Source organism: Henriciella sp., from assembly GCF_029937755.1.
Lineage (GTDB): Bacteria > Pseudomonadota > Alphaproteobacteria > Caulobacterales > Hyphomonadaceae > Henriciella.
Map to the genome: position 1 here is coordinate 970,117 of NZ_JAPYPG010000001.1, position 18,417 is coordinate 988,533.

Consider the following 18,417-nt stretch of genomic DNA (forward strand, 5'->3'; position numbering starts at 1 on the left):
GAATGCAAGACTTACGGCGGGTAAGGCCTACTCGCCGAACCGCCAGTATGCCCGGAGCCCGACGCTGTCGACGCCCTGATTGCGGCCATTGCCGAGAATCTGGCCATGCGAAAGATGCTCATACTGAACCTGAAGGCCCCAGCGTTCACCAAAATCACGATTGATGGCGAGGCCTGTACGGAAGAGGTCTTCGGAGCCGTAAAGGACGTTCTCCTGCGAGAAGGCGTTGCTCTCCGGGCTGCCCTGCGGGAACGGGCTCGCAACGGCGCCGTCATGGATTGCATAGCCGAGGCTCGGTTCCAGCGACCAGCCTTCGGCGAAATCCCAGTTCCACATCAGGCCGACCGCGCCGTAGCTCGTGTCGCCAGCGGTGTTGATGGAGGCCAGCGCATAGGGGCGGGGGCCGAGCAGGTATTTGAAGAAATCCGGAGAGGCGAAGACAAGTTCGCCTTCAACGGTCGGGCCATCTTCCTTGTCCGCGTTCTTGCAGTCGATGACGCAGATATTGTGCTGCATCACGCCGACCCGGGCTTCCTCGACAAGCTGGGCGTCGGCGGTCTGGGCAACGGCCATGGCCGAAAGACCGAGTGCGCTACAGGCAAGAAAACGTTTCATAGTCAGACCCCTAAAAAATTAACCCGCCCCAGAAAGGCCGGGGCGGGCTTGAGGTCAAGTTAATCGTCCTGCCTTTTCGTGCACGGGAGTGACTTTGCCGCACACGCTCATGGTGATCGGCAGGGTCTAGAAGTGGATCACTTTTGCGTAGCGCACGTGCGACAGGGAATCGATTTTCTCCGTCACTTCCGCTGCCGGTTCTCCATCGATGCCAATCAGCGCGATTGCTTCGCCGCCAACATTCTGACGACCGAGATGGAAGGTGGCGATATTCACACCCGCTTCGCCCAGCATCACGCCCAGCGCGCCAATGAAGCCCGGCTTGTCGAGATTGTTGACATAAAGCATGACCGGCGAGAAATCGCCTTCCAGCGGCATCTCCTTGACTTCGACCACACGCGGCCGCCCGGCCGAGACGGTGCCGGCCATCGAGCGCCAGCCTGTCTCATCGGAATTGGCTGTCTTCGGCACGCGCACCTTGATCCGGATCAGGCTGTCATAGACCGGGCTGTCCTCGGTCACGGTTTCTGAGAATTTCACGCCCGAGTCTGCCAGAATGGCGGGGGCTGAGACCATGTTTACATCCCCACGCGACGCGCGCAGCAGGCCGGCCAGCGCAGCCGCCGTGATCGGCTTGCGGTTCATTTCGGCCAGCTCGCCTTCATATTCGATGACGACTTCCTCGAAACCATGGTCGGAAATCTGACCGGCGAACTGACCGAGTTTTTCGGCGAGGTCGATGAAAGGTTTCAGGCGCGGGGCCTCGTCGGCGGTAACCGACGGCATGTTGAGCGCGTTTGTGACGGCGCCAGAGAGCAGGTAGTCGCTCATCTGCTCGGCGACTTGCAGGGCAACGTTTTCCTGCGCCTCGACCGTCGCGGCACCGAGGTGCGGCGTGGCGACGAAATTCGGGGCACCAAACAGGACGTTCTCCTTGGCCGGCTCCTCGACAAACACATCGAAGGCGGCTGCCTGGATGTGACCGGAATCGAGCAGTTCACGTACAGCGGCCTCCTCGACCAGTCCGCCACGGGCACAGTTGACCAGGATGAGACCCTTCTTGGTCTTCTCCAGCGTTTCCTTCGACAGGATGTTGCGCGTCTGGTCGGTCAGCGGCGTATGCAGCGTGATGACGTCGGCGCGCGTCAGAAGTGTTTCGAGGTCGACCTTCTCGACGCCAAGGTCGACAGCGCGTTCTTCCGTCAGGAAGGGGTCATAAGCGATGACCTTCATGGTCAGCCCCTTGGCGCGTTCGGCCACACGGGCGCCGATATTGCCGCAGCCGATCAGGCCGAGCGTCTTGTAGGAGAGTTCGGTGCCGACAAAGGCTTTCTTCGGCCATTTGCCACCCTGCGTGCCGGCATCGGCCGCGGGGATCTGCCGGGCGGCGGCGAACATCATGGCGATGGCGTGCTCGGCGGTGGTGACGGCATTGCCGAACGGGGTATTCATCACCACGACGCCTTTGGCCGTGGCGGCCTTGATGTCGATATTGTCAACGCCGATCCCGGCGCGGCCGATGACCTTGAGATTCGTGGCTGCGGCGATGACGTCGGCGTCCGGTTTGCAGGCCGAACGCACAGCGAGACCGTCATATTGCGGGATAATCTCGATCAGTTCGTCTTTCGACAGGCCGACCTTGATGTCGGTTTCGATGCCGCGATTCTTGAAAATATCGACGGCGGCGGGGCTGAGATCATCAGCGATGAGGACTTTTGTCATGAGTGTGATTCCTGTTCACTACGTCCGCTCATCCCGGACCTGATCCGGGATCTCGTGCCAGATGCGTTTCGGCTGTCGGCCCGAGATCCCGGCTTTCGCCGGGAAGAGCGGTGAATTGTTGGATTAAGCGTCCTGAAGCTCTTCAGCGACGGTCGCGAAGGCCCAGTCCAGCCAGGGCAGGAGCTTCTCGACATCGGACGGCTCGACTGTCGCGCCAACCCAGATGCGAAGACCCGGAGGGGCATCGCGGTAGGCGTTGAAGTCGTAGGCGACGCCTTCTTTCTCCAGCAGGCCGACAAGCTTCTTTACGAAGGCTTCCTGCGCATCCTTGTCGAGCTTTGCGACGCGCGGATCGGCAATCCGAAAGCAGACGCCCGTGTTCGAGCGCACGCTCTTGTCCTTGCAGAGAAACTCGATCCAGTCGGTTTTCGCTTCCCAGTCTTCCAGGGTCTTGAGGCTCTTGTCGGAACGGGCCTTCAGTCCGGCCACACCGCCAAGGCTTTCAGTCCAGTCGAGCGCCTTCAGATAGTCCTCGACGCAGAGCATGGAGGGCGTGTTGATCGTGGCGCCTTCGAAGATGCCTTCGTTCAGCTTGCCACCCTTGGTCATGCGGAAGACCTTCGGAATCGGACGGTCCGGCGTGTAGGTTTCCAGCCGCTTCACGGCATTCGGCGACAGGATCAGCATGCCGTGCGCGGCTTCCCCGCCCAGCACTTTCTGCCAGCTATAGGTGATGACATCGAGCTTCTCGAACGGGATGTCCTGCGCGAACACCGCAGAGGTCGCATCGCAGATCACCACACGGTCCGGGTTCGGCTTGATCCAGCTGTGATCATCGACGCGCACGCCAGAGGTCGTGCCGTTCCAGGTGAAGACGATATCGGCATCGTCGCGCGCCTTGTCGAAGTCTGGCAGGACGCCATAGTCGCCGACATGGATTTCGCAGTCGTCGAGTTTCAGCTGCTTCTGGGCGTCGGTGACCCAGCCCATGCCGAAGCTTTCCCAGGCAAAGACATCGACGGGGCGGCAGCCGAGCATCGACCACATGCACATCTCGACGGCGCCGGTATCGGAGGCCGGAACGATCGCGACACGATAGCCGTCGGGAAGGTTCAGGACCTGCTTGGTGCGGTCGATGGCTTCCTTGAGCTTCGCCTTCGAATCCTTGGCGCGGTGCGAGCGGCCAATGGCGGCAGTTTCAAGTTCGGTGAGGGTAAAGCCCGGGCGCTTTGCAGTCGGCCCGGAAGAGAAATGCGGGCATGCTGGGCGCACGTCCGGCTTAGCGGGAATCGTCATCTGTTTTACTCCTATCCTTACAGATAGGCTGGCCCTCGTTGGGGAGGGCTGGCCCACGGCCCGTATGACAGACTTTTGCGCTGCATCAAAGGGCTTTCTTGTGACGTTTTGGTGAGCCAAAGGGCTTGCCGCCTCCAACAAGCAATGCAAATGCAGGTCTCCCGCTTCCCTGGCGAAGGACCGATCCCACGGATGACCACGCACCGCTCTCCAGCCGATTGGGGCCTGTTCCTGCTCCTGTCAGCCTGCTGGGCGACCGCTTTTGCGATGACCAAGGTCGCGGTCGGAGATCTGCCGGCAAGCGTCATCATTCCGGGCCGGCTGATCTCGGGGGCGATCATTCTGTGGGGCGTGATGCTGGCACGCGGCGAAAAGCTGCCGCCCTTTTCGGACCGCTCTTCCTGGCTCGCCATTGCAGGGATCGGCACGATCGGAACCGCTGCGCCCTTCTACCTGATCACACTTGGCCAGAAGACCATCGACTCCTCGCTGGCGGCCCTGCTGATCTCCGCTGCGCCGCTATTCACAGCCGGGATGGCGCATCTGCGCTTCCATGACGAACAGCTGACGGGCTTCAAGGTGATCGGCCTTCTGGTCGGCTTTGCGGGCGTGGCGCTCCTGCTTGGCCCGGACGCGCTGCAAGGGCTCGGCAATGCCGACCTGATTGCGCAACTCCTCGTGCTGGGCGGGGCCTTCTGCTATGCGGTCAACAGCATCATCGCCCGTCAGGCGCCGCGCATGGCGCCGACCGTGCTGCCCGTCGGATTTCTTACGGTCGCCTCTATCGCATCACTTCCGATGCTGGTTTGGACGGATTGGTCGACGGTCGATCCGACCACGGCGAGCACCCTTTCCGTGCTTGGGCTCGGTGCGGTCTCGACGGGCCTTGCGGGGATTATCCTGATGCACCTGGTCGCCCGTACCAGCGCAACCTTCATTGCGCTCACCGGCTATGTGATCCCGGTCATGTCGGCGGTACTGGGCTATTTCGCGTTCGGGGAAGTGCAGAACTGGACCGCTGCGGGCGCCTTCATCCTGATCCTGTCGGGCGTCTGGTTCTCGCAGCGGGCCTCACGCCGCGGTCGTGCCACGGCGTAAGGATTGCGCCTCAGGCTGGCTGGTCTAGGATTGCGCTTCAGTTCTGGCGCCAAGACCAGACCGGGAGGAAGCAATGACCAGCACAATAGAGGTGAAACCCATTTCCGGCGCGCTCGGCGCGGAGATTGGCGGGGTGAACCTTGCCGATGATCTTTCGAACGAAGCCTTCGACCGGATCCATCAGGCCTTTCTGGATCACCATGTCATCTTCTTCCGCAACCAGCACAATCTGACGCCGGAGAAGCACAAGGCCTTCGGGCGGCGTTTCGGCACACTCAACGTTCACCCCTATGTCAAAGGCATGGAGGGCCATCCGGAAATCCTCGAAATCATCAAGGAGCCGGACGAGAAGACGAATTTCGGCGGCGGCTGGCACACCGACATGTCCTTTCTCGAAGAACCCGCGCTTGGTTCGATCCTGCATGCGATCGAGGTGCCGCCCTATGGGGGAGACACGCTCTGGGCCAACCAGCATCTGGCTTATGACACGCTGTCAGAGGGGTTGAAGGAGACGCTTGGGCGCCTCACGGCCATCCATTCGGCCAAGGGCGAGTATGGGCCGAAAGGCCAGTCGGCCCTGAACCGGAAATCGATGGATACACAGGCCGCCCCCGACGCGCCGGAATTCGAGCATCCGGTCGTGCGCACCCATCCGGAAACGGGCCGGAAGGGGCTCTATGTCAATCCGGCCTTCACCATGCGGTTCAAGGGCTGGACGCGGCGCGAGAGCCGACCCTTGCTCAACTATCTCTTCGAGCATTGCAGGCAGGAGCAGTTTACCTGCCGCTTTCGATGGGCGGCCGGATCGGTCGCTTTCTGGGATAACCGGTCGACCTGGCACTTCGCCCTGAACGACTATCACGGCCACCGTCGCCACATGCGGCGCGTAACGGTCGATGGAGATCGGCCTTTCTAGGCTATGGCTCTACCAATTGTCATCGGTGGCGAGGTGCCCGCCATGGAAGGCGAGCAGCCAGAGGGTCAGGCTTGCCGCGGCAAACCGTTCGACGAGGCCGATAATTTCGTTTGAAACGCCGAACGTCGCCGATCCCGACGCCAGGAAAATGATGGCTGCGACCGCCGTGCCCCACCGGAACCACGGGCGTCCGCTGCCGCGCTGCCAGGCGATCAGGCCCAACGCGACCGCCAGGGAGATGCCAATGGCGCCGACCGCCCAGAAATGCAGCAACGGCCCGCTCGGTGTCTGCTTGGAATACTGTTCGTAGAGAGAAATGAAGACGATGAGCGGACCGGCAAACATGAAGAGCCCGGCGGCCCCCTTTGACCAGACACTGCTGCTCATGCGCCAGATGACAAGCCCTGTCAGGGCGATGGCCACGGCAACAAGGATTAGGCCAAAATCCTGAGCGGTCGCATAGTCCCCTGCGGCGAGGTCACTGATCGTCGTGGTCAGCAAGCTCTGGCGATCCATCAGGATGGCCATGGTGAGATCGATACTCACCGCGGCGAGGCAGGCGAAAATCGAGTAAATGTGGATATAGCGGTTTGGCGGCAGCATGGATCCGGTCTGGAAGCTGCCGATATAACGCGCTTGGGGCGCGGTCGTTGCCTGCACGGATCCCTGATTTTTCTTACAGGGTGAATTTGCCTTCAATCACGGTAACGGCCTCGCCGCGCAGTTTCACCCGGTCGCCAGCCAGTTCCACGCCGATTTTTGCGCCGCGGCCCGGATAGGCCTGGTAGCAATCGAAGGCACGCTTCAGGCGCGGCCCCATGATGGCGGCGACCATGCAGTGCCAGCTGCCGGTGGCCGGGTCTTCCGGGATACCGCTGCCGGGGGCAAAGAAGCGGCTCGTTACGTCGACACCGTCGCCTCCGGGGGCGAGGACGCCAAAACATCCTGTATGCCCCGTCTGACCGATCGTCATCGGACGCAACAGGCCGAGATCAGGCTTCAGGGCCATGATCTCTTCCGGCGATCCAACCAGGGCACCATAATACGGACCCGCCCAGGCTTCCTGCGGCTGCACACGAAGCGCTTCTGCCACCTCATCGGTAACATCGATTGTCTCAATCGCAGGGGCTGGAAAGTTCATTTCATAACGCCCGTCCGGTAGCTTTGTCACAAACAGCCGGCCAGACTTCACCGTGTCGAACGCGATCTCCGCACCATCAAAGCCGAGATGTGAAAACAGCACATGCGCCGAGGCGAGCGTGGCGTGCCCACACAGCGGGACCTCGATTTCCGGCGTGAACCAGCGCAGGGCCCAGACGCCTTCGCCTTTCGCCACGATATAGGCGGTCTCGGCGACGTTGTTCTCCGCCGCAATCGCCTGCAGCGTCTCGTCCGGCAGGAAGTCTTCCAGCGGCATGACGCAGGCCTGGTTGCCTTCGAAAGCACGACTGGCAAATGCATCGATCTGGTAAAAGGGCAGGGTGGTCATCAGGCTCGCCTCCGGTCTGGAGGCTTGCAAATAGGCGATCATCTGGGCCACCACAAACCAGACTTTCTAAGCCATGGTTTAGTGGAGAGGAGGCGAATGCGCATGCCGACTGGCAATCTGCTCGTAGGACTGGGCTTCATTTGCGGCACGCTGATCGCTGCGCAGGGCGCCATCAATGGCCGTCTCGCCGGCGGGATTGGCGGACCGATCCACGCGGCGCTTATCTCATTCTCTGTTGGCTGGCTGGCTCTGCTGGCGCTCAATATTATCCTCGGGCACCGATTGCCGAGCTATGGCCAGGCGATGAGCGTGCCATGGTGGGCGTGGGTCGGCGGTTTGATCGGCGCCGTCATGGTGTCGAGTTCGGCGACGGCCGTTCCCCGGATCGGTGTGGCCGCCTGGGTCAGTGCGGTCATCGCAGGCCAGCTTACGGCCGCGGTGATGTACGATCAGTTCGGCGCTTTCGGGCAGGCCGTGCGCCCGGCCACGCCCTTGCGCATTCTCGGCATCGGCTTCCTGGCACTCGGGGTCTACATGGTGCGCCGTTTCTAGGCGCTGGCAAGCCCGAGGAATTCCCCTGGATCCGGGCAGAGCGTGAGCCAGTCCGCAGCTTCAGACCGGTTGGCGACACCGGGAAAATCGCCCGTCCGGCCCTGCAGGTCGAGCATGATCTGGAAATGCAAGTGCGGCGCCCATCCGCCATTCACGTCATTCGCCCCAAGTGAGGCGATCTGCTGCCCGGTGAAAACCCTGTCGCCGGCCTGAAGGGTCTGAAGAACATCGCGAGCAAGGTGGCCATATAGCGTCCAGACCTGCAGCCCCTCGACGGGCTGATGTTCGAGGATCACCGTCGGCCCGTAATCCTTCGCATTGTCATTGTGCTGCACGCTGTGCACGCGGCCATCAAGCGGCGCGAAAACCGGCGTTCCGGCGGCGGCGAAAACATCGAGACCCAGATGGATCGTGCGCGGCTCTTTGCCCGGTGGGTTGAAGATCGGTGTGTCGTAGATCGCCCGGTCCTCTCCATAGCCGCCAGCATGGATTTCACCGGCGCCCGGCTCCCAGTCGAGCGGCAGGTCTGACCAGCCGCGCGCGTCAAGGCCCTTCCGATCCAGCGGGAGGTGGCGCGCCGATGACAGGCCCCTGATGGGCTCGAGAGGGCTGGTTGTGCGTGTGGCAAGCCAGTGTCTGTACGTCGCGAGAGCTGGACCGATCTGCGTTTCCACGCCTTACTCCTCGACAGGCTGAAGCTGCCAGCCATGATGCACTGGCCCGTGCCCGGTGCCAAACCCCTTGGCGTCCCGGATGGCGCCGTGGAGATAGTTGCGAGCCCTCTCAACAGCCGCGTCGATCGGCTGACCCTGTCCAACCAGCGCAGCGATCGCGCTCGCCAGCGTGCAGCCGGTGCCGTGCGTCGATGTCGTGACGATGCGGTCGCTCTCCAGCAACCATTCGCCGTCTTCGGTCTGCAGGACGTCAGTGATGACGCGGCCGGGGATGTGCCCGCCCTTGACTAGAACACCCTTGGCGCCACGCTTCAAAAGCGCTTCGGCGGCCCGGCGTTGACCGTTGACGCCATCAACTGACTTGCCTGTGAGGACTTCCGCTTCCGGTGCGTTGGGGGTCAGAAGGGCGACGCCGGGCAACAGGACCGAGGTCAGCGCTTCGACGGCGCGTTCGTTGACCAGCCGGTCTCCTGAGCTTGCCACCATGACCGGGTCGACGATCCGAGGAACGTCACGGGCACGCTCATCCAGCGTTTCACCAACCAATTCGACGAGATCGGCCGTGGCGAGCATGCCGGTCTTCACGGCATCGGCGCCGATGTCCTTCAGGCAGACAGCCATCTGGCTACGCACGATGTCCAGAGGAATCGGGTGAACCCCATGAACGCCTGTCGTGTCCTGGACGGTGATGGCGGTGACGGCGGTCATCGCATAGCCGCCCATCGCCATGATGGCCTTGATATCGGCCTGGATGCCAGCCCCGCCCCCGGAATCCGATCCGGCGATGACGAGGACGCGGCCATTTGGATCAGGTCTCTTTTCGATCATTTGCTGGAGCCTCCAATAAAAAAGGGCGCAGCCATGCGAGGCAGCGCCCTCTTTCTCAAGTGTCTGACGATCAGGCCGGGCTCGGTTCGCCGTCCGGCTCGCCACCGAAGCCCTTGCGGCGCTTGCCGGTTACCGGCACCGCTGAGGCGGGGCCTTGCGGCTCATCCGGCTCATCCGGGCGGTGGGGCGGCTTGCCGTCGAGCAGGTCACGAATTTCCTCGCCGCTGAGCGTTTCGTATTCGAGCAGGCCTTCAGCGAGCGTGGACCACTGATCGCGATACTTCGTCATGATGTCGCGGGCGTCATCCATGCCGCGCTGGACCAGCTTGCGAACCTCTTCCTCGATCTTCTTCGAGGTGTCTTCCGAGACATGCGACTTGTTCATCAGCTGTTGGCCAAGGAACACGTCACCCTGGTCTTCGGCATAATCGACCGGTCCGATCTCGTCCGACAGACCCCAGCGGGTCACCATGGCGCGGGCGAGCTTGGTGGCCTGCTGAATGTCGGAGGCGGCCCCCGCGGTGACATTCTCCATGCCGAACTTTTCTTCCTCGGCGACGCGGCCGCCCATCATGATGGCCAGACGCGATGTCATCTCGATCTTCGACATCGACATCTTGTCGTCTTCGGGCAGCTGCATGACCATGCCGAGGGCACGGCCACGTGGAATGATGGTGGCTTTGTGGACCGGGTCGGCCGCGGGCACCTTGAGGGCCACGATAGCGTGTCCGGCTTCGTGCCAGGCGGTGAGTTCGCGTTCCTTGTCGGACATGACCATGGAGCGTTTCTCGGGCCCCATGAGCACCTTGTCCTTGGCGTCCTCGAACTCGGCCATGGCCACTACGCGCTTGCCGCGGCGAGCGGCGAGCAGGGCTGCCTCATTGACGAGGTTGGCCAGGTCGGCGCCGGAAAAGCCGGGCGTGCCGCGTGCGATCACCTTCGGATTGACGTCCTTGGCGAGCGGCACATTCCGCATGTGGACCTTGAGAATACGCTCACGGCCCAGAATGTCGGGATTGTTCACGGTCACCTGACGGTCGAAACGGCCCGGGCGCAGAAGGGCCGGGTCGAGCACGTCCGGACGGTTGGTCGCGGCGATGATGATAATACCGTCATTGGCTTCAAAGCCGTCCATCTCGACCAGAAGCTGGTTCAGCGTCTGCTCGCGTTCGTCATTGCCGCCACCGAGGCCGGCGCCGCGCGAGCGGCCAACGGCGTCGATCTCGTCAATGAAGATGATGCACGGGGCATTGCGCTTGGCCTGTTCGAACATGTCGCGGACACGGCTTGCGCCGACGCCGACGAACATCTCGACAAAGTCAGACCCGGAAATCGTGAAGAAGGGTACACCAGCTTCACCCGCAACGGCGCGAGCCAGCAGGGTCTTACCTGTACCGGGCGGACCGACAAGCAGGGCACCCTTGGGGATCTTGCCGCCAAGGCGCTGGAAGCGGGCCGGATCGCGCAGGAATTCAACGACTTCCTGCAGCTCTTCCTTGGCCTCGTCTACGCCGGCGACATCATCAAAGGTCACCCGGCCAGACTTTTCGGTCAGCATGCGGGCGCGCGACTTGCCGAAGCTCATCGCACCGCGGCCACCGCCGCCGCCCTGCATCTGGCGCATCAGGAAGAGGAACAGGCCGAGGATCAGGATAAGCGGAAGGAGGTTCAGCAGAAGGCCGCCAAGGCTGAAGCCTGTATCGGCATCTTCGGTCACCTGCACGCCGAGATCGGAGAGCTTGTTCGACGCTTCGAAATTGCTCGGAAGTTTCTCGGCATAGACGGTACTGCCGCCCTCTGTCGTGGCCGTGATGCGGTCGTTTGTGACCGTCGCTTCGGAGACCTGACCGTCCTTGGCCATCTGCATGATTTCGGAGATCGGAACCTTCTCCGAACCGGCCGCCACTGATGAGCCTTGCATGGCGATCATCATGGCCACAACGAGTGCAGCAATGAGCCCCCAAACTGCGAGATTACGCATGTTCATATTCAAATCCGTCGATCCTGGTGTGTCTTGGAGAACACTAACATAGGGGGCACACTACCAGAAAACGACTCAAATTGCCGTCATCTTCCTGCAATTGCTTCAGCGTGCCGCATGATAGGGCGTCCCTGTGGAAATCATCCACTCGACGGAACAGGACCGGGCAGTCTAGAGTCGGGGCTGAGGTGGGTCGCGCTCATGGACAAGAAAATGAAAGATGCACTCAAGGTTTATGGGCCGCTCGCGCTGCTCGCGTTGGCCAGCATCTGGCTTGCCCTGTCCCTGATCGACCCGGCCCCGCCCCGGAAGATCACCTTCGCATCGGGCGGTTCGGGGGGAGCCTATTATTCCCTCGCTCAGCAGTACAAGCAGGCTCTTTCGGAAAGTGACGTCGAGGTCGAAGTTCTCGAAACGCGGGGGTCGGTCGAGAATCTCGATCTCCTGATGGCGGGTGAGGCCGATGTCGCCTTCATACAGGGCGGACTTGCCGGGCCGGAGAACCGCGAAAAGCTCCGTTCGCTTGCCGGGATGTTCCATGAACCGTTCTGGGTGTTCATGCGCGAGGATGTGGGGGCGGATGATTTCGGAGACTTGAGCGATGTGCGCCTGGCGATCGGTCCGGACGGGTCGGGCACGCGCGCCCTTGCGCTCGACCTTCAGGAAACATGGGGCGGTGACTGGACGGACAAGTCGCGTCGCAGCGAGAGCGGCCTTGCAGCGGCCTCGGCCCTGAAGGCGGGCGATCTCGACGCGGCGGCTTTTTCAGCGTCGATTGATGCGCCCTATATCGAGGATTTGCTTGAGACGGACGGCATTTCTCTCCTGCCTTTCGAGCGGGCCCCGGCCCTTGCCCGACGCACGGCGGCGCTCGACGAAGTCACGCTTTACCGGGGTATTCTCGATCTCGAAAACGATGTGCCGGCTCAGGATGTGCCGCTCATCGCGTCGGTGGCCCAGCTTGCCGTGGATGAGGCGCTGCACCCGGCCATCCAGTCGCTCCTGCTTGAGGCCTCCGAAAACATCCACTCGGGGAATTCGGCCTTTGCGCCCGCAGGTACCTTCCCGGACAAGTCCCTGATCGACATGCCGCTTTCCTCGGAAGCCGAGCGATACTGGAAGAATGGGCCGTCCTTCCTGCGCAACTATTTTTCTTTCCAGGTGGCAAATTTCCTCGAACGCGCCTGGGTGTTCCTGATCCCGCTTATCACGCTGCTTATCCCGCTCGTACGTGTGGCGCCGCCAATCTATCGCTGGCGCGTGCGGCGAAAAATCTACGTCTGGTACAAGGATTTGCGCGAACTCGAAGCACGCGGGCGCGAGGCGACCACGAATGATCAGCGCGACGAGGTGCTGACAGAGTTATCAAAACTCCAGAAGGAGGTCGGCGAACTCGATGTGCCGCTCTCCTATACGGAAGAAGTTTACCACCTGCGCAGCCACATCGCTTTCGTGCGCCAGCTGGTGCAGGGGCTCTATTCTCGTGAAGCTGGCATTCCGGCCGTAAAGACGGCCTGATCCGCGTCAGGCTGACTTGCTATAAGGGACGCGGTCAGCGGCCCCGGTATCGGCGTTCCGGCTAAGTTGCGAATAGGCCTGCTCGACAAAGCTTGGCCCTTCCTCGCTGCCTACGAGCAGGTGAGCCATCGAGGCGGGCTTTGCGTTCAGCGTGACTAGCGCACTTGCCAGCGATGCACTCATTCGCGGCATGTCGAGCCGTTCCCCGCCATTGGCATCGACCAGTGCGGATTGCGTTTCCTCATCGAGAATCTGTTCTTCGACGTCCGGTGCCGGCGTATTGTCTTTCGACCGGGGGGCTGCCGCTTTCAGGCGCATGGAGGCATCCACCGGAGACGGCGGCGGCCCGGATGAGACGGGCTGGGGATCTTTTCTTGCCGTGTCTTCTGCGCGCGAGGAGTGCGCCTCTGGTGTCTGTGCAAGATGGCTCAGAGACGGCCTCACGGTCGTCTGCAAGATGGACAGAACTGATGACATATGCGGCCCCCCGCCGACTAGTAGATTGGGGGCTTATGCCAGATCGGTCTGTAGGAACCGCGAAATAGGACTTGTGATTTTCAGATAGAATTCCGGGTCATGATAAATGCGGAATTTACCATTGTAGTCCGGCGTCAGGCTTCGGCCTGCTGGGCCAGCGCCTCGCGGCGCTTCTCGGCGGCTGACTTCTTCACACTTTCCGACCTAAGCTGTCCGCAGGCGGCGAAGATATCGCGACCGCGCGGGGTACGGATCGGTGAGGCATAGCCCGCCCGGTTCACGATCTCGGCGAAGTTCTCGATCGTCTCCCAGTCGGAACACTCATAGGGAGAGCCCGGCCACGGGTTGAACGGGATAAGATTGATCTTCGCGGGTACACCGCGCAGCAACTTCACCAGGTCACGCGCCTCGGCGAGCGAGTCGTTCACGCCTTTCAGCATGACGTATTCGAAGGTCACGCGTTTGGAATTGCCGAGATCCGGATAGGCGCGGATGGCATCGAAGAGCGTCTTGAGGTCATACTTTTTGTTGATCGGCACGATCTCGTTGCGAAGGTCGTCGCGTACCGCGTGCAGCGAAATGGCCAGCATGGCGCCGGTGCGTTCGCCCAGTTCCGGGATCTTTGGCGCAACGCCAGCCGTCGACACCGTAATCCGGCGCCGGCCGAGCGCGATGCCGTCGCCATCCGAAATCGTGTCGATGGCCTCGGCCACATTGTCGAGATTATAGAGCGGTTCGCCCATGCCCATGAAGACGATGTTGGTGAGCTTGCGGTTCTCCATCGAACTCGGCCATTCCTGCAGCTCATCTCGCGCGATCAGGACCTGATTGACGATTTCCTGGGCCGTCAGGTTACGCACCAGCTTTTGCGTGCCGGTATGGCAGAAGGTGCAGTTCAGCGTGCAGCCGACCTGGCTTGAGACGCAAAGCGCGCCGGACCGGCCGACATCGGGAATATAGACGCTCTCGCCTTCAACACCGGGCTGGAACCGCGTCAGCCATTTCTGCGTCCCATCCACGGACACCTTGTGTTCGGTAATCTCCGGACGGGTCAGAACGTACTTTTCGGCAAGCTCAGCGCGCAGCTCCTTGGCGATATCCGTCATTCCGGCAAAGTCCTGGACGCCGAAATGGTGGATCCAGCGGCGCAGCTGCTTGGCGCGCATGCCGGCCTTTTTCGGCTCGAGCCCGAGGGATTCCATCTCCGCCTTCAACGCAGGGATGGACAGCCCCGCGAGATTCTTCGGCGCGGATTCGCTTGCGTTGACGCGGCGTGAAAGGTCCAGATCGTATTTCATTGCGCTGCACATAGCATGTCCTCGGCCGAAATCTAAGAATTCGAAGGCATTGTGACTGCAGCGTGTAAATAAAAGGCCGAAAAGGTCTTCGAGGGAGGTACAATATGGCTGACGGCGCGCGCGGCGTGGACTTCGATCCGGACAGACTGAGAGAAAAATACAAGGCCGAGCGCGACAAACGCCTCAGGGCTGACGGCAATGAGCAATATGTCGAGGTCCGCGATGAGTATGCTGGCTATGTCGACGATCCGTATATCGACGAGAAAGTCGAGCGGGCGCCTCTCACCGATGAAGTTGATGTGATCGTTGTCGGTGGTGGCTTTGGCGGGCTGCTTGCCGGTGCGCGCTTGCGCGAAGCCGGCATCAAACAGATCCGGATGATCGAGAAGGGCGGCGACTTCGGCGGGACCTGGTACTGGAACCGCTATCCGGGCGCGGCCTGCGACATCGAGAGCTATATCTACCTGCCGCTGCTCGAAGAGACCGGATACATGCCGGTCGAGAAGTATTCGAAAGCGCAGGAAATCCTTGAGCATAGCCAGCGCATCGCGAAGCATTACGACCTCTATGACGATGTCCTCTTCCAGACCGAAATCACGGCCATGCACTGGGATGAGGCTTCGAAGCGCTGGATCGTAGAGACCAGCCAGGGCGATGCGATGAAGGCGCGGTTCGTCATCATGTCGAACGGTCCGCTCCACCGCCCGAAATTGCCCGGCATCCCGGGCATCCAGGATTTCAAGGGCCACACCTTCCATACAAGCCGCTGGGACTATGACTATACCGGTGGCGGCCCGCAGGGTGGGCTCGACAGGCTCAAGGACAAGCGCGTCGGCATCATCGGAACCGGCGCGACCGCCGTGCAGTGCGTGCCGCATCTGGGGGAAGGCGCCAGGCAGCTTTACGTCTTCCAGCGCACGCCGTCTTCGATCGATGTACGCGACAACACGCCGACAGACCCTGACTGGGCGAAATCACTTGAGCCAGGCTGGCAGCAGAAGCGGATGGACAATTTCAACATCCTCGTTTCCGGCGGCTACCAGGCTGAAGACCTGGTCAGCGATGGCTGGACCGACATCATCCGCAACCTGCTCTTCATTGCGAAGGAGCAGAATGGCGAGGAGATGACGCCGAAGAAGCTCGAGGAAATCGGCGAGCTGGCAGACTTCAAGAAGATGGAATCCATCCGTGCGCGCGTTGACGAGGTGATCGCCGACAGCAAGACCGCCGAAGCGCTGAAGCCCTGGTATCGCCAGTTCTGCAAGCGCCCGTGCTTCCACGATGAATATCTCAAGACCTTCAATCGGCCGAATGTCGAACTGGTCGATACGGACGGGCAGGGCGTCGAGCGCATCACCGAAAAGGGCATCGTCGTCGGCGGCAAGGAGTATGAGGTCGACTGCCTGATCTATGCCACCGGTTTTGAGGTGGGCACATCCTACACCCGCCGTTCAGGCTATGAGCTCTATGGCCGCAACGGGTCGCTGTCGGACGCCTGGGAAGGCGGGGTGCGCAGCTTCCACGGCATGATGGTGCGGGATTTTCCGAACGTCTTTGTCATGGGGGGTGCGCAGGCCGCCTTTACGGCCAACTATCCTCACCAGCTCAACGAGCAGGCGATCCATATCGCCCATATCCTGTCGGATGCTTCCGAGAATGGCATCATTGCGATGGAGCCGACCGAGGAAGCTCAGAGCAAGTGGGTCGATACGATCATTGCAAAGGCGCAGATGCGCGAGAAGTTTCTCGCCGAATGTACGCCCGGCTATTACAACAATGAAGGCCAGATTGCCCAGCGGGCACGCCAGAACTCTTTCTATGGTGGCGGTTCGATGGAGTATTTCTCGATCCTGAAGTCATGGCGCGAGGACGGCACGATGGCTGGCCTCGACGTCACGAAGGACAAGGTCTCCGCCTAGCGGCAGAGCGAAGACGCCTTGTCGATCGCGTTCGCCGATCCCGACAGGGAGAAGTGGTAGGAGACCTTGGTGTCACGCGCCGAGACCGCTTCTACGCGCAGCTCGCTGCCCTTTCTGAGGGCGGAGACAAGACGCGGATCGTCCTGGTCCTGAGCGAAGGCTTCCTTGCCGACACCATAGAGTGTCCAGCCGGAACGTCCGACGGAAGCGCGGGCGGGCAGATCGGCCCGCAGCTCATAGCCGACCTTGAGGCTCGGCTGGCTGCGCGCCTTGCCGGACTTCCAGTTGGAGACGAAGAACCACACATCTCCGTGATCGGAAGCTTTCGGTGCCTTGTCGGTCGCTTCGGTCGCGGCATAGCAAAGCGTCTCGCCGTTCACGGACTCGGTGAAGACGGTCCAGTCATCGTATCGGCCGATGGCTGTCGGGGCTGCATCTGCAGTAAATGCAGCGGTTCCGAACAAAATGGCCAGACTGGTCAGGGGTCTGTTTATCATGAGCATGAAGACGATTTGGAGTTGGAGAAAGAGGTCTTAACGCAGCAAAACTGCCGGAAAGTTAAGGCTGAATTTTGACGGTGCTGCTGACGTGTGATGCCAACAGGTCGCGCGCCTAAAGGTTGCATTTTGCGCCATATGTGCGATTTCTGAGAGCCAGCCATAGCCCTTGGACGTGACTTGACCTTAGCCCGGATTGACAGCGCCAGCAGCGATCGAGCCGTTCAGTCGGCATATATCCGAAAGATTGCCGAGGAACAGTGCCGGACGTCGTTCGGGCGCCTGTTCGAATATTATGCGCCCCGCTTGAAAAGCTATCTCAAGCGTATGGGGGCTGAGGATGCTGGCGCCGAGGAAGTCGTTCAGGATGTGATGCTCACCGTCTGGAAGAAGGCCGGCCAGTTCGACGAGAAACAGGCATCGGTCTCGACCTGGATCTTCAGGATCGCCCGCAACCGCCAGATCGATCTCTTCCGTCAGGCTTCCCGCCCGGAGCTGTCACCCGAGGAGCCGATGCTTCAACCGGCAGAGGAAGCTGCGCCCGACGAAACACTGAGCCGGGCCCAGATCGATGCGAGCGTGCGTGAACAGCTGAATGCGCTCCCCAAGGAGCAGCTCGATCTTCTGAAGGCGGCGTTTTACGACGGCCTCTCCCATTCGGAAATCGCGAAAGCCTTTGACCTGCCGCTTGGAACTGTGAAGTCCCGCATAAGGCTGGCCTTCAACCGCTTGCGCGGCCGCCTTCAGGGCGAAATGGGCGATTGACTGCATATGAGACCTGCAGGAAGCCTTGACGAAATCAGGAAGCCAGCAATATCGGCTATATAGCCGGTTGAGGGGCAAGCAGCAGGTCATAAAATTGCATTCGAGCGAACCATCATATGTGTCCGAACTCTATAGTGCGTATTCCGCCGGACGTTTAAGCCCAGCCTTTGCCCTGATGGTCGAGACCCAGGCAGCTATGCGCTCGGATATTCTGCGAGACCTCCACATATCGGAGTCGATCGCTGGCGCGATGCTCGAAAGGGAAGCGCCTGAAACGATGTCTCCCAATGCGTTCGAGCAGGCGCTTCGCGCGATAGATGAAATTGAGGAGACCGAAGACCGGGACCTACAGGCCGCCCGGGCCGCCGGATCAGAACTGCAGGAGCTGCTCTCACTCCCCGAGCCGCTACGCGAGAAAGCGCTCGAAGCTTGCGAAAAGCAGGGTGGCTGGAGAAATCTCACGGGGGGTGTCAGCCGGATTGACCTCGGCGACAGCGCTGCTGTCCATGCGCATCTCTACCGCATCAAACCTGGCGCTTCGGTGCCACGCCACAGTCACCAGGGCGATGAGCTTACACTTGTGGTGCAGGGTGGTTTCTCGGATGCGACGGGAACTTACGGCCCTGGCGACATCTCACGCCAGACGCCGAGCGATACCCACCAGCCCGTCGCCGATGATGATGGTGTCTGCATTGCCTTCGCTGTCAGCGAGGGCGGTCTCAGATTTACCGGCATTCTCGGTCTGCTGCAAAAGCTCACCGGCCACTAGCCG

At 61.2% G+C, this 18,417-nt stretch carries 18 protein-coding genes; 7 read left to right on the top strand and 11 right to left on the bottom strand.

From position 1 onward, the window contains the following. Positions 1–27: 27 nt before the first annotated feature. The 3 genes from Q1K29_RS04910 to Q1K29_RS04920 all read right to left on the bottom strand — a co-directional run bounded on the left by Q1K29_RS04910 (position 28) and on the right by Q1K29_RS04920 (position 3,633). A complete protein-coding gene (locus Q1K29_RS04910) occupies positions 28–615 on the bottom strand; it encodes an acyloxyacyl hydrolase (RefSeq protein ID WP_300391841.1) in 588 nt (195 codons plus the stop codon). Between the two features lie 126 nt (positions 616–741). Further along, positions 742–2,337, bottom strand: a complete 1,596-nt coding sequence (serA, locus tag Q1K29_RS04915; protein ID WP_300391842.1) for a phosphoglycerate dehydrogenase — start codon at positions 2,335–2,337, stop codon at positions 742–744. A gap of 123 nt (positions 2,338–2,460) precedes the next feature. Next, positions 2,461–3,633: a phosphoserine transaminase gene (locus Q1K29_RS04920; RefSeq protein ID WP_300391843.1), complete on the bottom strand. Its 1,173-nt coding sequence runs from the start codon at positions 3,631–3,633 to the stop codon at positions 2,461–2,463. Between the two features lie 192 nt (positions 3,634–3,825). Between Q1K29_RS04920 and Q1K29_RS04925 the strand changes: the two genes are divergently transcribed. Next, a complete protein-coding gene (locus Q1K29_RS04925) occupies positions 3,826–4,731 on the top strand; it encodes a DMT family transporter (protein ID WP_300391844.1) in 906 nt (301 codons plus the stop codon). 73 nt (positions 4,732–4,804) lie between these two features. After that, positions 4,805–5,647, top strand: a complete 843-nt coding sequence (locus Q1K29_RS04930) for a TauD/TfdA family dioxygenase (RefSeq protein ID WP_300391845.1) — start codon at positions 4,805–4,807, stop codon at positions 5,645–5,647. A gap of 9 nt (positions 5,648–5,656) precedes the next feature. Here Q1K29_RS04930 and Q1K29_RS04935 read toward each other — a convergent pair whose 3' ends face one another. Both Q1K29_RS04935 and Q1K29_RS04940 read right to left on the bottom strand, forming a co-directional pair. Next, positions 5,657–6,307: a DUF998 domain-containing protein gene (locus Q1K29_RS04935; protein WP_300391846.1), complete on the bottom strand. Its 651-nt coding sequence runs from the start codon at positions 6,305–6,307 to the stop codon at positions 5,657–5,659. A 16-nt stretch (positions 6,308–6,323) separates the two neighbouring features. Then, on the bottom strand, positions 6,324–7,136 hold the full coding sequence (locus tag Q1K29_RS04940) for a PhzF family phenazine biosynthesis protein (RefSeq protein ID WP_300391847.1): 813 nt from the start codon (positions 7,134–7,136) through the stop codon (positions 6,324–6,326). A 102-nt stretch (positions 7,137–7,238) separates the two neighbouring features. Between Q1K29_RS04940 and Q1K29_RS04945 the strand changes: the two genes are divergently transcribed. After that, positions 7,239–7,688, top strand: coding sequence for a DMT family transporter (locus tag Q1K29_RS04945; RefSeq protein ID WP_300391848.1), 450 nt, complete (start codon positions 7,239–7,241; stop codon positions 7,686–7,688). Here the strand turns inward: Q1K29_RS04945 and Q1K29_RS04950 are convergent. From Q1K29_RS04950 to ftsH, 3 genes are all read right to left on the bottom strand, one after another. Continuing rightward, on the bottom strand, positions 7,685–8,362 hold the full coding sequence (locus tag Q1K29_RS04950; RefSeq protein WP_300391849.1) for a peptidoglycan DD-metalloendopeptidase family protein: 678 nt from the start codon (positions 8,360–8,362) through the stop codon (positions 7,685–7,687). The two genes, Q1K29_RS04945 and Q1K29_RS04950, sit on opposite strands and share 4 nt — an antisense overlap. Positions 8,363–8,365: 3 nt before the next feature. Beyond that, entirely contained in the window at positions 8,366–9,190 is an 825-nt protein-coding gene (thiD, locus tag Q1K29_RS04955; protein ID WP_300391850.1) for a bifunctional hydroxymethylpyrimidine kinase/phosphomethylpyrimidine kinase, read from the bottom strand. A 70-nt stretch (positions 9,191–9,260) separates the two neighbouring features. Further along, complete coding sequence (gene ftsH, locus Q1K29_RS04960; protein WP_350210202.1) at positions 9,261–11,177, bottom strand: ATP-dependent zinc metalloprotease FtsH; 1,917 nt, start codon at positions 11,175–11,177, stop codon at positions 9,261–9,263. Positions 11,178–11,384: 207 nt separating this feature from the next. On the opposite strand from ftsH, the gene Q1K29_RS04965 reads away from it, so the two are divergent. Further along, the gene (locus Q1K29_RS04965; protein ID WP_300391852.1) at positions 11,385–12,689 is read left to right on the top strand and encodes a TAXI family TRAP transporter solute-binding subunit; all 1,305 of its coding nucleotides are present in this window, start codon (positions 11,385–11,387) and stop codon (positions 12,687–12,689) included. Between the two features lie 6 nt (positions 12,690–12,695). On the opposite strand, the gene Q1K29_RS04970 is transcribed toward Q1K29_RS04965, so the two are convergent. After that, positions 12,696–13,007: a hypothetical protein gene (locus tag Q1K29_RS04970; protein WP_300391853.1), complete on the bottom strand. Its 312-nt coding sequence runs from the start codon at positions 13,005–13,007 to the stop codon at positions 12,696–12,698. 293 nt (positions 13,008–13,300) lie between these two features. Further along, positions 13,301–14,464, bottom strand: a complete 1,164-nt coding sequence (gene rlmN, locus Q1K29_RS04975) for a 23S rRNA (adenine(2503)-C(2))-methyltransferase RlmN (protein WP_300391854.1) — start codon at positions 14,462–14,464, stop codon at positions 13,301–13,303. Positions 14,465–14,568: 104 nt separating this feature from the next. On the opposite strand from rlmN, the gene Q1K29_RS04980 reads away from it, so the two are divergent. Further along, a complete protein-coding gene (locus tag Q1K29_RS04980) occupies positions 14,569–16,383 on the top strand; it encodes an NAD(P)/FAD-dependent oxidoreductase (RefSeq protein ID WP_300391855.1) in 1,815 nt (604 codons plus the stop codon). On the opposite strand, the gene Q1K29_RS04985 is transcribed toward Q1K29_RS04980, so the two are convergent. Next, positions 16,380–16,880, bottom strand: a complete 501-nt coding sequence (locus Q1K29_RS04985; RefSeq protein ID WP_300391856.1) for an invasion associated locus B family protein — start codon at positions 16,878–16,880, stop codon at positions 16,380–16,382. The two genes, Q1K29_RS04980 and Q1K29_RS04985, sit on opposite strands and share 4 nt — an antisense overlap. A 180-nt stretch (positions 16,881–17,060) precedes the next feature. Here Q1K29_RS04985 and Q1K29_RS04990 point away from each other — a divergent pair, with 180 nt between their 5' ends. Both Q1K29_RS04990 and Q1K29_RS04995 read left to right on the top strand, forming a co-directional pair. Beyond that, positions 17,061–17,645: a sigma-70 family RNA polymerase sigma factor gene (locus tag Q1K29_RS04990; protein ID WP_300391857.1), complete on the top strand. Its 585-nt coding sequence runs from the start codon at positions 17,061–17,063 to the stop codon at positions 17,643–17,645. 118 nt (positions 17,646–17,763) lie between these two features. Next, positions 17,764–18,414 carry a ChrR family anti-sigma-E factor gene (locus Q1K29_RS04995; protein ID WP_300391858.1) on the top strand — a complete coding sequence of 217 codons (651 nt, stop codon included), beginning with the start codon at positions 17,764–17,766 and terminating at the stop codon, positions 18,412–18,414. Positions 18,415–18,417 lie beyond the last annotated feature (3 nt).

Bases quoted from the DNA above. Each gene is read 5' to 3' on its own strand.
- Q1K29_RS04980 (WP_300391855.1), top strand. From the start codon at position 14,569: ATGGCTGACGGCGCGCGCGGCGTGGACTTCGATCCGGACAGACTGAGA.
- Q1K29_RS04930 (WP_300391845.1), top strand. From the start codon at position 4,805: ATGACCAGCACAATAGAGGTGAAACCCATTTCCGGCGCGCTCGGCGCG.
- Q1K29_RS04965 (WP_300391852.1), top strand. From the start codon at position 11,385: ATGAAAGATGCACTCAAGGTTTATGGGCCGCTCGCGCTGCTCGCGTTG.
- serA (WP_300391842.1), bottom strand. From the start codon at position 2,337: ATGACAAAAGTCCTCATCGCTGATGATCTCAGCCCCGCCGCCGTCGAT.
- Q1K29_RS04925 (WP_300391844.1), top strand. From the start codon at position 3,826: ATGACCACGCACCGCTCTCCAGCCGATTGGGGCCTGTTCCTGCTCCTG.
- Q1K29_RS04945 (WP_300391848.1), top strand. From the start codon at position 7,239: ATGCCGACTGGCAATCTGCTCGTAGGACTGGGCTTCATTTGCGGCACG.
- Q1K29_RS04970 (WP_300391853.1), bottom strand. From the start codon at position 13,007: ATGCGCCTGAAAGCGGCAGCCCCCCGGTCGAAAGACAATACGCCGGCA.
- ftsH (WP_350210202.1), bottom strand. From the start codon at position 11,177: ATGAACATGCGTAATCTCGCAGTTTGGGGGCTCATTGCTGCACTCGTT.
- Q1K29_RS04985 (WP_300391856.1), bottom strand. From the start codon at position 16,880: ATGATAAACAGACCCCTGACCAGTCTGGCCATTTTGTTCGGAACCGCT.
- rlmN (WP_300391854.1), bottom strand. From the start codon at position 14,464: ATGAAATACGATCTGGACCTTTCACGCCGCGTCAACGCAAGCGAATCC.
- thiD (WP_300391850.1), bottom strand. From the start codon at position 9,190: ATGATCGAAAAGAGACCTGATCCAAATGGCCGCGTCCTCGTCATCGCC.
- Q1K29_RS04920 (WP_300391843.1), bottom strand. From the start codon at position 3,633: ATGACGATTCCCGCTAAGCCGGACGTGCGCCCAGCATGCCCGCATTTC.
- Q1K29_RS04940 (WP_300391847.1), bottom strand. From the start codon at position 7,136: ATGACCACCCTGCCCTTTTACCAGATCGATGCATTTGCCAGTCGTGCT.
- Q1K29_RS04910 (WP_300391841.1), bottom strand. From the start codon at position 615: ATGAAACGTTTTCTTGCCTGTAGCGCACTCGGTCTTTCGGCCATGGCC.